This window comes from Fictibacillus sp. 5RED26 (genome assembly GCF_015903895.1).
GTDB classification, from domain to species: domain Bacteria; phylum Bacillota; class Bacilli; order Bacillales; family Fictibacillaceae; genus Fictibacillus; species Fictibacillus phosphorivorans.
Genome location: NZ_JACZDU010000001.1, coordinates 279,167 through 293,345 on the forward strand (window position 1 = coordinate 279,167; position 14,179 = coordinate 293,345).

The 14,179-nt window shown below is 38.6% G+C and carries 13 protein-coding genes; 6 read left to right on the forward strand and 7 right to left on the reverse strand.

Features of this window, described 5'->3' with window-relative positions:
• Positions 1 to 610: 610 nt before the first annotated feature.
• The 3 genes from IHV10_RS01495 (at position 611) to IHV10_RS01505 (ending at position 6,882) form a co-directional block, all read left to right on the forward strand.
• A complete protein-coding gene (locus IHV10_RS01495; protein WP_197126999.1) occupies positions 611 to 4,960 on the forward strand; it encodes a S8 family peptidase in 4,350 nt (1,449 codons plus the stop codon).
• Between the two features lie 169 nt (positions 4,961 to 5,129).
• A complete protein-coding gene (locus IHV10_RS01500; protein WP_197127000.1) occupies positions 5,130 to 6,152 on the forward strand; it encodes a fatty acid desaturase in 1,023 nt (340 codons plus the stop codon).
• Between the two features lie 250 nt (positions 6,153 to 6,402).
• The gene (locus tag IHV10_RS01505) at positions 6,403 to 6,882 is read left to right on the forward strand and encodes a hypothetical protein (RefSeq protein WP_197127001.1); all 480 of its coding nucleotides are present in this window, start codon (positions 6,403 to 6,405) and stop codon (positions 6,880 to 6,882) included.
• Positions 6,883 to 6,924: 42 nt separating this feature from the next.
• Here the strand turns inward: IHV10_RS01505 and IHV10_RS01510 are convergent, their stop codons facing one another.
• Positions 6,925 to 7,158, reverse strand: a complete 234-nt coding sequence (locus IHV10_RS01510) for a hypothetical protein (protein ID WP_197127002.1) — start codon at positions 7,156 to 7,158, stop codon at positions 6,925 to 6,927.
• A gap of 266 nt (positions 7,159 to 7,424) precedes the next feature.
• Here IHV10_RS01510 and IHV10_RS01515 point away from each other — a divergent pair, with 266 nt between their 5' ends.
• Positions 7,425 to 7,850, forward strand: coding sequence for a MarR family winged helix-turn-helix transcriptional regulator (locus IHV10_RS01515; protein ID WP_197127003.1), 426 nt, complete (start codon positions 7,425 to 7,427; stop codon positions 7,848 to 7,850).
• Positions 7,851 to 7,921: 71 nt separating this feature from the next.
• Here the strand turns inward: IHV10_RS01515 and IHV10_RS22920 are convergent, their stop codons facing one another.
• From IHV10_RS22920 to IHV10_RS01525, 3 genes are all read right to left on the reverse strand, one after another.
• Positions 7,922 to 8,044, reverse strand: coding sequence for a hypothetical protein (locus IHV10_RS22920; protein WP_255520062.1), 123 nt, complete (start codon positions 8,042 to 8,044; stop codon positions 7,922 to 7,924).
• A 173-nt stretch (positions 8,045 to 8,217) separates the two neighbouring features.
• A complete protein-coding gene (locus IHV10_RS01520; RefSeq protein ID WP_197127004.1) occupies positions 8,218 to 9,006 on the reverse strand; it encodes a class I SAM-dependent methyltransferase in 789 nt (262 codons plus the stop codon).
• Between the two features lie 108 nt (positions 9,007 to 9,114).
• Complete coding sequence (locus IHV10_RS01525; RefSeq protein ID WP_197127005.1) at positions 9,115 to 9,909, reverse strand: FkbM family methyltransferase; 795 nt, start codon at positions 9,907 to 9,909, stop codon at positions 9,115 to 9,117.
• 223 nt (positions 9,910 to 10,132) lie between these two features.
• Between IHV10_RS01525 and IHV10_RS01530 the strand changes: the two genes are divergently transcribed.
• Positions 10,133 to 10,834 carry a vanadium-dependent haloperoxidase gene (locus IHV10_RS01530; protein ID WP_197127006.1) on the forward strand — a complete coding sequence of 234 codons (702 nt, stop codon included), beginning with the start codon at positions 10,133 to 10,135 and terminating at the stop codon, positions 10,832 to 10,834.
• Positions 10,835 to 10,872: 38 nt separating this feature from the next.
• Here the strand turns inward: IHV10_RS01530 and IHV10_RS01535 are convergent, their stop codons facing one another.
• Positions 10,873 to 11,727 (reverse strand): TIGR03943 family putative permease subunit, encoded by an 855-nt coding sequence (locus tag IHV10_RS01535; RefSeq protein ID WP_197127007.1) that lies wholly within the window; start codon positions 11,725 to 11,727, stop codon positions 10,873 to 10,875.
• Positions 11,728 to 11,742: 15 nt separating this feature from the next.
• On the reverse strand, positions 11,743 to 12,654 hold the full coding sequence (locus IHV10_RS01540) for a permease (protein ID WP_197127008.1): 912 nt from the start codon (positions 12,652 to 12,654) through the stop codon (positions 11,743 to 11,745).
• 206 nt (positions 12,655 to 12,860) lie between these two features.
• Here IHV10_RS01540 and IHV10_RS01545 point away from each other — a divergent pair, with 206 nt between their 5' ends.
• Positions 12,861 to 13,688 (forward strand): VanW family protein, encoded by an 828-nt coding sequence (locus IHV10_RS01545; protein WP_197127009.1) that lies wholly within the window; start codon positions 12,861 to 12,863, stop codon positions 13,686 to 13,688.
• 59 nt (positions 13,689 to 13,747) lie between these two features.
• Here the strand turns inward: IHV10_RS01545 and IHV10_RS01550 are convergent, their stop codons facing one another.
• Positions 13,748 to 14,140: a hypothetical protein gene (locus IHV10_RS01550; RefSeq protein ID WP_197127010.1), complete on the reverse strand. Its 393-nt coding sequence runs from the start codon at positions 14,138 to 14,140 to the stop codon at positions 13,748 to 13,750.
• Positions 14,141 to 14,179 lie beyond the last annotated feature (39 nt).

Sequence of the window (14,179 nt, forward strand, 5' to 3'; positions counted from 1 at the left end):
TGTTTTCGAATGCTTTTACGAGATGAATATTGCCATAAAACGACATTTTATAAAAATCAAAGTTAAGATATTGTTACAAACTATTAAAATTTAAGTAATAGATTATAACTTTAATAGGTAAATATGCCGTTTTTTCCGACATAAGACCTGCATCCAAGAAAGGAAGAATGCCTCACTCATGAACTCGTAAATCTATCTAACTCAATGCAACTGTAAAAGCATAAAGAAAATATTGGAATTAATATAGTTTCTTTTTAACACAGATAAAGTGACTGAGTCCTCATTTTTCACTTACTTTATTTTATATTACAAAAATAAGTAGTTATGTACCGTGCCATAAGTTTTGCATACCAGAAAAAATAAGCAAAAAGAAAAAAATGACTAATCAAAAGTCACGGATTAGTAGAATAGCAGTCATACAAAGGATTTATTTTCCATTTACTAGTACTTTCTACGACAAAATATTACATAATCTTACATGACTGTTCCGTTAACCTTTATATAACAACAAAGAATTACTATATTTTCATAAAAATAACAGGAGGTGTGACAGAATTCTTGCTTAGGTTAGATCAACCAAAAAACAATAGACCAGGGAGGGAAAAGTTACATGAGTAAAAAACGAAGAAAAGTACGCTGGCTTTCCGTATTTTTAGCTTTTTTAATGATTGTTCCAATGATGTTCCCATCTCAAGCGAATGCTGCTACTACAAAAGGTAAGGCTTCTACTTCAGCGAAAGAGGCAGCATTAGACGGTAAGACGAGTAAGGTTGCAAAGAAACTGAACGAGCAATTCAGCAAGAAGGATAAAGTTACATTCCTCATTAAATTCAAGGAACAAGTAGATACGGCTGCAGTGGCGAAAAAAGCTGCTAAAGAAGCTAAATCTCAAAAACTCTCTTCTAAACAAACTAAACTTATGAAACGTTCAACGATCGTTTCAACACTTCGTGCAAACGCGCTAGAAACTCAACAGCACACGAAAAAATACTTAGAAAAACAAGAAAAAGCAGGTAAAGCTGAAAAAATCCAATCTTTTTATGTTGTTAACGGTATGGCCGTAACGGCGACAAAAGAAGTAATGGAAGAAATCGCAGCTTTCCCAGAAGTTGAAAAAGTGCTTCCAAACGAAACAAGACAGCTTATTCAACCTGTAAGTTCTGTAAAGCTTCCAGAAAAGCAACTTCCAAAATCATCACTACAGGTTCAACCGAAAAACGATACTTCTTCTATTGAATGGAATATCGAACGTGTAGGTGCTCCTGAAGTTTGGGGGATGGGTATCGATGGGGCTGGTACAGTTGTTGCCAATATCGACACAGGTGTTCAATGGAATCACCCTGCACTAAAAGAAAAATATCGTGGATTTGATCCTCAGAACCCTGATGCAGCTGATCATCAATTTAGCTGGTTTGATCCTGTCGGTGGACAAACGGCTCCATATGATGATGATGGGCATGGTACACATACGATGGGAACTATGGTAGGTGCTGAACCGAACGGAGGCAATCAGATCGGTGTTGCACCGGGAGCAAAATGGATCGCTGTAAAAGCGTTCTCCGCTTCAGGTGGAACGGATGTTGATCTTCTTGAAGCCGGTGAGTGGATCTTAGCACCAAAAGATGCAGAAGGTAATCCACATCCTGAAAAAGCGCCTGATGTTGTAAACAACTCATGGGGTGGCGGAGCAGGACTGGATGAATGGTATAGAGAGATGGTACAAGCTTGGCGTTCAGCTGAGATTTTCCCAGAATTCTCTGCAGGTAACACAACGATCTTTAATCCAGGTGGTCCTGGATCAGTTGCAACTCCTGCAAACTATCCAGAATCCTTTGCAACGGGTGCAACAGATATCAATAACACTTTAGCGAGCTTCTCACTGCAAGGACCTTCTCCATATGACGAAACAAAACCTGAGATCTCAGCACCAGGAGTTAATATCCGTTCAGCGGTTCCTGGAAGTGCATATGAAGGTGGTTGGAATGGTACATCAATGGCCGGACCGCACGTTTCAGCAGTAGTTGCTTTATTGAAGCAAGCTGATTCGAGTCTGACTGTTGAAGAACTTGAAGAGATTTTATTAAATTCAGCAACTCCTCTTACAGATGCAACTTTCCCTGAGTCTCCTAACAATGGATATGGGCATGGACTTGTGAATGCATTTACAGCCGTATCCTCAGTAGTGACTGGATTAGGAAGAATCGAGGGAACTGTAACGAAAGAAGGAGAAGATAGTGAAGCTCCTTCCATCACACATGAAGGGCCAACTGAATCTTACAAAGAGATGCCATTAAATCTTGAAGCTGAAGTGTCAGATAACATTAGCGTTACTTCAGTTACATTGAGCTATCAGAACGAAGACGGAAGCTGGACAGATGTGGCTGCTGAACGTACAGGTGGAGATTATCAATCAGGTACGTACAGCGCTTCTATTCCAGGATCAGCATTAATGGGTGATTCCATTGTCTATAAATGGACAGCCATTGATTTTGGAGGAAGTTCCGTTTCAACTGATAACTATACAATAGCACTGTTACCTGGAATCTCTTCAGGATACAGTGAGGATTTTGAAGGAAATCCTACAGGCTGGACATCTTTTGGAGCAAATAACAGCTGGGAACATGGTGTACCAACAAGCGGACCTGGTGCAGCATTCTCTGGTGAAAAGGTATATGCTTCAAGTCTTGCTGGAAACTATGCGAACAGTGCTAACATGACACTTGTTATGCCTCCTGTTGATCTTCCTGAAGGCAACACTTATCTTCAGTTCAAACAGTGGCACGATTTAGAGCGAAACTATGATTATGGACATGTATTCGTTTCAACAGATATGGAAAACTGGACACAAAAGCTTCGTGTAAACTCTACTTCCGGTGGTTGGATTGACGGTGAAGTAGATTTAAGTGAATATGCAGGACAACGCATTTACGTTGCGTTCAATGTAACTGCTGATGGTTCAGTCGTTAAAGCAGGCTGGTACCTAGATGATGTGAAGTTGCATGACCAACCGATCACACCAACGAAGAAAGCAAAACTTGGCGGATCACCAGCGGTTGAAAAAGCACCTATGTCACAAGCAAAACCAAAAGTAGATCCTTCTAAAATCAAGCCGATGAAACCATCTTCTGAAAAAGAACCTTCAAAAGATGGTAATGGTGCTCCACTAGCTCTACCAATGAGAGCAGAAGTTAGTGTTCTTGAAACAGGACGTTCTGTTTATACGAATCCTCAAGATGGTTCGTACAGCTTAACACATGCGGCAGGAACGTACACGGTACAAGCTGAGGCGTATGGTTTCCGTTCGCAAACTCAATCAGTAACTCTTGAGGCTGACGGAACGGCACGTGCGAACTTTACACTAGAAGAAATTCCAAGAGGAACAGTCTCTGGTACGGTTACGAATGAAGTGACTGGAGAACCGATCTCAGGAGCTACTGTGATGCTCATGGAAGATGCTGCGATTGCACCTGTTCAAACGAATGAAGATGGTACGTATGAAATCTCTGCATACGAAGGCGAATACACGCTAAAAGTACTTGCACCTTCTTATTATGGAGAAGAAGTTTCTGTTACCATTTCTGGTGGCGATACAACAGATCAAGACATCGCGTTAAAACCTTTCATCGGTTACCCAGGTGAGATTGGGTATGACGATGGTACAGCTGAGAATGCTCGTGCATGGAATGCTGCAGGTAACGCTTGGGCAGTTAAGATGTCACTAGCAGATGGTAATGAAAAAGCAGCTGTAACTGGAGGACTATTCCGATTCTGGGATACTGAATGGCCAGTACCAGGTGGAACAGCATTCCAAGTAGCTGTATACGATGCTAGTGGACCAGATGGGACACCAGGTAAAAAGCTCGCTGGACCTTTTGATGCTACAGCATTACGTAATGGCGAGTGGACGCATGTTGACTTAAGTCAACACGGCATCATGGTAGAAGGGGACTTCTATATGGTGTACATCCAAAACTTTGCAAACCCTAACACACCAGGTCTTGCAACGGATGAAGATGGAGAGTGGTCAGGACGAAGCTTCCAAAGCTTGAGTGGGGCATGGTCTCAATCTCCAGAAGAAGAAGGTAACTATATGATCAGAGCGACTGTAAACTATGAAGTAACGGCACCATCCATTACTTCTCCAGTCGATGGATCGTTTACAAACGAAGAGAAAGTAACTGTAACAGGTAACGCTGCTCCAACCACTACAGTGGAAATCTACAGAGACGGAGAAGAAGTAGCTACTGCTGAAACGACAGACGAAGGTACGTTCTCTGCTGAAGTTATGTTAGAAGAGGGCGCTAATATGTTGACTGCCAAAGCAGTAACAGATAGTGGTTCAACAGATGAATCTGCTCCGGTAACTGTGACGCTGGATCAAACAAAGCCAAAAGTGAGTATCACATCACCGGCTGATGGTATGAAGACAAACCGTGAATCTGTAACCGTAAAAGGTACAGTTGATGAAACCAACCTTGATTGGGTTAAAGTTAACGGACAAAAAGCGCAAGTTGACGAAGATGGCAACTACAGTCACCGCATGCTTCTAAATGAAGGAGAAAATGTAATCAAAGTGGTTGCGCTTGATAAAGCTGGAAATCGCCACTCGAAGACTGTAACCGTTTATGCGAAGTTCGAAGCTCCAGTGGTTGAGAACTTGAAACCTGACACAGACAAAGAGCTGAAGAGCGGGGAGTCTGTGAAGATTGAATTTGACAGTGCGCCAGGATTGGATGCAGTATTCGTTATCCATATGCCGCTGACAAATGCTGGTGGATTAGCAAATGCTACAGAGCTTCCGATGCGTGAAACGTCTGAAGGTCATTACGAAGGTTACTATACGGCAACTACAAATGTTAAGGCACCAGGTGCTGTTGTTGAAGTGATCGCTTCAGATGATTATGGCAACAAAACAAGTGAACGAGCATCAGGTAAGCTTTACATCAACGCAAAAAAATAAAAAAATAAAACTTTATTTTTCCGGCCTTCTCCCTTGTGAGAGGCCGGTTTTTACGTGGTTTTAGTACCAAGTCATATAATAAGTTCACAATTCGACAAATATAGGTGGGTGCTAAATTCAAAATATGTGATAAGATAGGGAAGATGTGAAGTTAAAGGAGACTGATTTAATGAGCGAACATTCGAAGTACGACATTCGTGAATGGAAGAAAAAATTAGCACCATTTGAGCGCCCGCGTATCTCAGCAAGTGTATGGCAGTTAGTTAATTCAGTAGGACCATTCTTGATTTTATGGGTTTTGGCTTATTTGAGTTTAAATATATCATTTTGGTTAACACTGCTTTGTGCAGTACCGGCAGCCGGCTTTTTAGTTCGAACATTTATCATTTTTCATGATTGCACACACTATTCTTTTTTCAAAAGCAGAAAAGCCAATCAGATCGTGGGTATTTTTACAGGTTTGTTTACGTTTTGTTCGTATGAACAGTGGAAGAATAGCCATGCAACACACCATGCCACGAACGGAAACCTTGAGAAACGTGGAGTTGGTGATGTATGGACAATGACGCTTCAAGAGTACGCAGAAGCTTCTTGGTTTAAACGGTTACAATACAGAACATACCGAAATCCGATCGTGCTCTTTTTGATTGGACCACTATATATTTTCTTGATCGATTATCGATTTAATGCAAAGAATGCTTCAAAGAAAGAAAAAGTGCATGTTTGGTTAACGAATATCGCACTAGTAACGATCGTATTAGCTGTTGGATTTACGATCGGATGGAAAGCTTTCTTATTGGTTGAACTGCCGATCTTCTACATTGCTACTTTTTCAGGCGTATGGTTGTTTTATGTTCAGCATCAGTTTGAAGATGGTTATTTTGAACATAATGAAAAATGGAACTATGTTGAAGCAGCTCTTAAAGGAAGTTCGTTCTATAAGCTGCCAAAAGTATTACAATGGTTTACAGGGAACATCGGATTTCACCATGTGCACCATTTGAATTCTCGTGTGCCGAACTACCACTTGGAAAAAGCACACAAAAGTGATCCGAGACTACAAGATGTACCAACCCTCACGCTTCTTACTAGCTTAAAATCATTAACGTTTAAGCTATGGTGTGAACAGTCTAAGAAGTTTATCGGAAATCGTGATATTCGTAATTTCATTCGAAAAAATAGAGCAGCATAAAAACACTCAAGAGTCACTCCTCGCTACGTTAAAAAACGTGCGGAGAGTGACTTTTTTTACTTGAGGCTAGGCTGTAATCATCGCTTTCCTAGGGTAGTTGATTACCATTCTAGGCACATACTCTTAACATTTCAAACAAATCCAGGTAATCTTTAATAACAAATCAGACGAACATCTATAGGCACCTTTTACACACTTACTTTCATACTATACATACATGATGACTCCATTAGAAAGAAGGAGATATGAGATGAAGTTGAATGTTCAATATATTCATCTAACTAAAATTAAGCCGAATCATGCGATTAACTTAACAGATCATGTAAAGATGCTTAAAAATAGAATGTGGGATTCTATGCATATGCTTGTAGTCAAGAAAGATAAGAAGAATCGATTCAGTATTATTTGCGGAAATGACCGTTTTGAATATTTAACGAAGCACACAAAAAATAAATACGCGCTATGTATCATTGATGAACAACCTAGAAAAACAGAAATAAAGAATTTCTTACAGAGCTTAAGAGGTATGGGTAGGAAGGAACAAGATAAGAAATTATGCAAGAGGGTGAGTCCAGCCGCGCTTTCGATCATAAAGTGTTTCCTAAAAGAGAATCCGGGTTTTCATGAACTGTCATTTAGTCAACGATTAAAAGTACTCTTGCTTGCTTTTCGTTACAAAAGAACAGTGATAGGATCTATGAAGACAAAAGTAGAACATTTATTGGAGTAACATAAAAAAACAAGCACCTCATTTTAGTCTGAGGTGCTTGTATTAGTTCATATCCCATAAATCACTGAGTTTAGTTGTAGGTTCAACCTTTTTTACCGCATATAATATCTTTCGTATACATATCATTCTTGGATTTTTATTTGGATTGTAGGCGAGCTCTTCTATCATTTGTCTTTCGATACCAGACGTTCGGGTCAACCAATCAGTATCTTTATTATGCTGTTCGAGCCACATACCTAATTTGCTGCGTTTCTGCTCCACTCTGTACATATTCAATGATACCCCCAAACAATTTATTCACACATTTTTTCTCTATAATTATGGGGTACCCGTATAGAATGGTAACTAAACCTAAATACTTGCATATGAATGAGTCTTTTTTACCAAAATCTTTTTTGAATCTACATAACGCGTCAAAAATAACGCCGTTTTCGGGTATGTAATTAGGTTGAAATACCTATTTAACATAAATGGATAATTCTTTAAAATTATTTAAATTTTCAGAAGTATGCCTTATAGTGAAATTAAGGTGGTGTTTATTTATGGAGGATGTCAGAGATCTACTGCAGAATTTGAGTAGAAAATATGAAACGTTGCAAAAGAACAGCTGTCGTTTAGTAGAAGAAAATTTAACATTAGCACATAGTCATATCCTTTATGAAATTAGCAAACACTCACAGCCTACCATGCAACAGATCGCAGATAACGTTGGTGTTGATATTACGACATTCAGCAGGCAAGTGCAGTCTTTAGTAAAAATAGGTCTTGTGGAAAAAAGAGTGAATCCTAGTGACAGAAGAATTTTTTTCCTTGTATTAACAGAAAAAGGCGTGCATACGTTATCACATTTGAATATGATTTTAAGCACACGTCTAAATCAAAATATTGAAGGACTCTCTGAATTTGAAAAAAACACGATCATGCAAGCTCTAAAAATATTAACGAAAGCACTAAATTCACATAAATAAGAAAGAGTATCTGCTAAATCAGATACTCTTGTTTAATAAAGGATTATATGATGGCGATATCTTTATCTTTTTTAATGTTTGTCTTTCCTTGCTGAAAGAAGAAAATGGACAAGCAGCTGTTGAAGATGCTGATCTTGTATGTTTTTCTTTGTGAAATGACGTTTCACAAGATGACGGATGATCACTTCACTCATTTTCTTTTCCTCCCTTCTAGGTTTTCTCCATAATTCTCTCTCAATCGATAAATATCCTCTTTATTGTCGAAACAATAGTACAGCTTTCCTAGGAATGAATCGAACAAAGTGAAAACAGGACATTTGAAGGGGATCTAAATGAATTATTCAATTGATAATACTTTATTATAAAACTATACGTCTTTCTTTTTGGCTAGAAATAATGCAACTGCATGTTTTTTAGAGATGATCCCTGAACCTTCCTCCAAAATTGCTTTCTCTATTTCTTGATAGAGGAGTTCTTTTTGTTCTGGAGGCAACAGTTGGTGACCAGAATGTGTATCTAATAGCCCTACATATTCTTTGGCGGTATAGGTTTGGTTCCACGTATAAGTATGTGTGCTTAAATCTTTAAAAGCACCTGACTGCAGCGTAAGTTCGTTTCGCTTCTCAATAAATTCTGCTAGTGTAGGAGCACTGCTGTCTTCTAAATGAGGAGCAAATAAATCATAAGCTTTACGTATTGATTGGTAGACAGGTTCAAAAGAAGGAATGTGAATAAACCAAAAGAGCGCTAGTACCCCATTAACTTTTAAAAGTGAAGCTGCTTTTCGATACCCAGTCTCTTGAGGAATAAAGTGAAAGGCTGTTCCAGAATAAACTAGGTCAAATTTGTCGTTTTCTGGATGATTCCAGTCTTCAAAACTAGAGTGAATCACGTGAAGAGTTGGAGACGATGAAAACTTTTTTCGAGTCAGCTCAACTAGGTTTTGTCCATGTTCAATACATGTGATTTTTGAGATGCCTTGTTTTACAAAACCTTCTGTAGCTTTTCCCGTTCCACTTCCTACCTCCAAAGAATTATGATCTGCATGAAGGTTTGCATACCGTATAATATCTGCGAAAAGCTTTGTTGGATAAGTCGGCCGGTATTTCTCATATGAATCGGCAACAAAGTTAAACGATTGTTTAAGCGAAGTCATCAAACATCAGCTCCCCATATTTTAAGGAAAATGATACCAAAAGAAACGTTGGCTGAATAGAGGGGATAAATAAAAAAAGGTGCGCATTAGCCAACACCTAAACAGTTTTTAAATTTTAAAGGCAGTAGTTGTGAAAAGTAGTTCTATTGGATCATCATCCATTAAAAGGGCTTGAAGCAATTTTGATTTTTCAATCCTTACTGAGGATGACGCATAAATATAATCATACATATCTAAGCTTTGAATAAGTTTTTTTACTTTCTTTTGATAGGCTTTTTGTAGTTTCTTTTCTGAAGTGTCAGGACATCTCTTTCTCATCGAGCTTTTTAAAAATTCAGGATGAAGAGATAGGTAAAGCGGTGGCTTGTACCGTTTTAAATATTTCCGCATAGAGGGTATGAGTAGATATTCACCGCCTTCAATATCCATTTTGATGAGTGACAGATTGGTAATCTGATAATCCTTCAGCAAGTCTTTCAGGGTACTTACTGAAACGGATTGAAAATCATCTGACAATGATCGAACGAGACTTGAACTAGAATCACCAAATCGTGTTCTTTTATATAAGTTCATCGTTCCTGACTTATAGGATAGGGCTTTGTTGATAGGCGTGATTTTTTGTTTGAGTTCTAGGTTTAACGTAATATTTGTTTTCAATGCTTCATAGGCTACTGAATCTGGTTCAACACCAAATGAATGTTTTGCTTTACTTGATGCATACAGTATAGTTGGTCCGATCCAAGAGCCGATATCTAAATAATTTTGATCAGGATGTAAGTAATGATCCAAGACTTTAAATGTAAAGTCCTCCCAATGATTGGGGAACACAGTGTGCCAAAAGTATGCAAACTGTTTATCGTCAGACACATTAAAGGATACATCATTTTTTGTAACGTTCTTCAAATCATCCACCAACTTCCATTTAAAAAAGCTGTCACAAGCTGTAAGAGCTTGGCCAACTATACAACATTATATGTTTATACGACACTTAAGGAACTTGATTTACTCTTAATCTCTTTAAATACAAAAAAAATGTTTGTATAACCACTGTTTAAACAATTACCTTGTTCTAAAATTTTTGTCCATTGACATAACATGAGGTAATACATGAAACAGGGGGGATGAAATGAGAAGTTATTTGAGGTGGTCAAAAATACCTTATCCGGGCGAGAGTAATCCCCCGACTCCTGTAACCCCAGAAGCAGGTAATTGGCCGATGTTTTTCATCGCTCGAGAAGGTGATGCGTTTTTGGACCCTTTTCGAAACCAGATCACATGGAAAATCAAAGATCCTAATTCAATTAATTGGGCCAATGAACTTCAAATTGTGCAACAGATGATGCAGCAGATAACACCAGATCAGATACGCATTGCACAAATGTGGGCTGCTGGAGAAGTGAATAAACAGATTATTCCAATCGTATTTCAAATGATGGAAACATATGGGTTGGCTTCAACAAAAGCGGCCAGATTTTTAGCGTTTTATCAAGCGGCAATCAATGATGCTTTCGTAATTACGTGGCATTTTAAATATCTTTGGGATGTAGCACGTCCGTGTCAATATGACCCAAACTTAAGAACGGTGTTAATGACTCCAAGGTTTCCGGGTTATCCCTCTGCACATGCTGTAATGGCTGGAGTTTCAGAACCTATACTAAGCTATTATTTTCCACAAGAAAAAAATCGCATCCACCTGCTCATGGAAGAGTGTGCGATGTCTAGATTATATGCAGGCGTTCATTTTAAAGTAGATAATGATGAAGGATTATCACTTGGAAGACAGCTCGGAGATATCGTAGTGAATTTAATACGATCGCAAAATATATAATGAAAGAATAAAAACCGGACGTAGATGTCCGGTTTTTCTCAGTATCCTCGATATACATATTCTTCTTTTGGTTTCTCGATTTCCTTCCAGTCCTTTACTTTTACATAAGGGATATCGGCTTTAAATGGTTGATAATATTGGGTTTCTATACTTCCCTCAATCTCAATCCATTTGTCATTAGGAAATGTTGTACCTTTTGGAAATTCCACCATCATGCCAAAAACGCCAGAATCGGCAATACAGTGAATGATTCCAAAACGTAGAAGAAAAAGTTCGTTTGATTTAGCAGCTTCGTCTTCTGCATTGTAAGTAAACCCTTTGAACTGAACATCCTTCCCGAGAAAAATACCAGGTTTATAATAGATACTCTCCATGCCTTTTAGATAGTTCTTATCGTTCAGCACAACCTGATTTCCTTTAGTAAAGGGCTTCAGTTCTTTATCCATGATTGAATTATAGCTTTCTTTTCCATAATAAACACTCGTATCAGGCTTTAGAAACTGATGCTCACCAAAATCCCCTTCGTTCTCAAGGCCTTTAAAGTGGAACCCTTTCGTTTTTACGGTTTCAGAGTCAAGAGAAGCGATAGGAAAGAATAACCCGGAAATGATCGGGAAAATGAGTATGCTGTTCACAGTTACATTCTTTAGACGGGAAGGTTTCTTATGATGATCATGACCACAATCAGGGGTGCATGAATCATCGTGTGCATGTTCACCATCATCACTTTTCCCATAAATGTAGAACTGAACGAGCGTAAGAAAGCCAAGAATAAATATGGCTGAGAATGAAATATACGAATACTTCATGTTAATGTACTTGCTTATATCACCTGTTGCATGCAGATGCATGAACAAAAAGGTGAATCCGATCAAAATCAAGATTCGAATCATGGATGTGCACCTCCCTTATAGAAATAGTGATCCGATTAGAACAAGGATCGTAATATATACAACAAGACTTATCACTAGTTTTTTCTTAAATGCAGCTAGCATCATCAGGACGTTCTTCACATCAAGCATCGGACCATAAACAAGAAACGCAACGATGGAACCGATGGTAAACGTGCTTTGAAATGAAGACGCGATGAAAGCATCAGCCTCTGAACATAGAGAGAGTATAAACGCTAGTCCCATCATCACAAGAGAAGATGATATTTCACCTTGCCCGATTTCAAGAAGTGTTGATGTTTTCACGTACGTTTGCATACTCGCTGCAATCAATGCACCAATCACTAAATACTTTCCGACAGAGAAGAATTCTTCTACAGCATGGACGAACGTACCTTTCAGTTTGTTATAAAAAGAAACTTTTGTTGCTGTAACCGTTGCTGCCATTTCGTCGTTAAACGGTGGACGGGAAACAGCACCTATTTCATTCTTTAGTACTTTTACATTTTTAAATTGAACGGCAAGAATAAAACCTAATAAGACAGCAACAATCATGGCCAGTCCACCTCTGTAGATCATGACATCCCATCTGTTGCCGAATGCAACATACGTCGAGAATAATACGATGGGGTTGATGATCGGACCGGTAAGCATAAAAGGTATAGCCGCAAAAACAGGAACACCTTTTTCGATCAGCTTTCTTGTGATTGGAACGATTCCACACTCACATGCGGGAAAAATCGCACCTAGAACAGCTCCGAACAAAACAGCACCTATCTTATTTTTGGGCATGATGCGTGCCACCATCTCCTCAGTGACAAACATCTGTATGACACCTGCAATGAGCACACCAATAAGAACGAATGGAAGTGCTTCGATGAGGATGCTTATAAACACGGTATTCATCTGTAAAAACGATTTGTCGAGCATCCGATAATTCCTCCAAATCAATAAACTACCTATCATCATAAAATATAAACTTTATGAAGTAAAATTTTATTAAGCAATATCCACACTATAACGCATAATCCACAGGAAAATAAATGGTAAATGAAGAATTAGAAGATAATGGGAAATGGGGTCTGACCCCAAACAATTTATTTCCCATAATGAGATTGAGCAAAAGGAGTAAATAAATGAACCATTTTGACCTGCGCCCGAAGCGGCGTTCGGCTTTTCGAATCTCGCTAGGAAAAAAATATTATATGTTTAAAAGGTATATAGAATGGATTACCGATGAAAAGACTTATGCCAAAACAAGAAAGAGCGAACAGCTACCATTTGTTCATTTTTCGCATCAGACTATTCTTCTTCGCAAATTAAAAGATGTAGACATGTGGTATCAGCATAACAAAGTTAAAAACCTGAGGATTGCTATCAAACATTTAAACGGAACCGTGATCCAGCCTGGGGAGACTTTTTCTTATTGGAAAAGCATAGGAACGACAACACGCTCGAAAGGGTACGTAGATGGTATGGTTTTGTTTTACGGAAAGTTTAAGAAGGGAACCGGGGGAGGACTTTGTCAGCTGTCGAACTTAATCTATTGGATGACGTTGCATACTCCGCTCTCTGTAACAGAGCGACATCGTCACAGCTATGATGTGTTTCCAGATTCGAAGCGCACCCAGCCGTTTGGAAGCGGAGCGACTTGTGCTTATAACTACCTAGACCTTCAAATTAAGAACACGACGAATCAGCCTTATCAGCTTCTTCTATACTTAACCGATACTCATCTCGTAGGAGAATGGCGGACAGACCAAGAACCTTTGCTATCGTATCAAGTGTATGAAAAAGAACATTGGATCACGCCGGCTTACTGGGGTGGATATTTAAGGCATAACTCTATTCATCGCAAAGTATTTAACCGTCAAAGAAAAGAGATCGATGATGAATATGTAACAGAGAATCATGCCATCATGATGTATGAACCATTACTAGAAACTAGTCAAAAAGAAGCGTAGTAAAAACCCTTGGCCGTTTTTGTGGCTAAGGGTTTTTAAGCTTAATTGATCTATTTCTTCTAATGTTGAACAGGGTTAAGGTCAAATATAGTTTCTGTTTCGTTAGCATATGGGTTCCAGCCACCATCAATATGTAGTTCTTTATTATTTTTTTCAAATCTCAACATAAACCCTCCCCAGCCTTCTATAGAAGCTTGTTTAAAAACGAGCTTCCAGCCATGACTAGGTAGAGAGTCTCTATAAAATTCATAGATATCATACCAATGGTTACCCTTCATCAAGTAATGATGTTCTTGAAATTCTAATCCTTCATAAAGAGGAAGGTCGTTGCGCTGCTCGGGAACTATTGAAACCGATGAGTAACGATCTTTCTTCACCACATATTGATAAATCGTGACACTTAAAAATACCAACAAAACGAAAACAAAAGATATCACGATCCTCTTTTTCAACACGATCGCTCCTTTCATACATAACTATAATTTTAACAA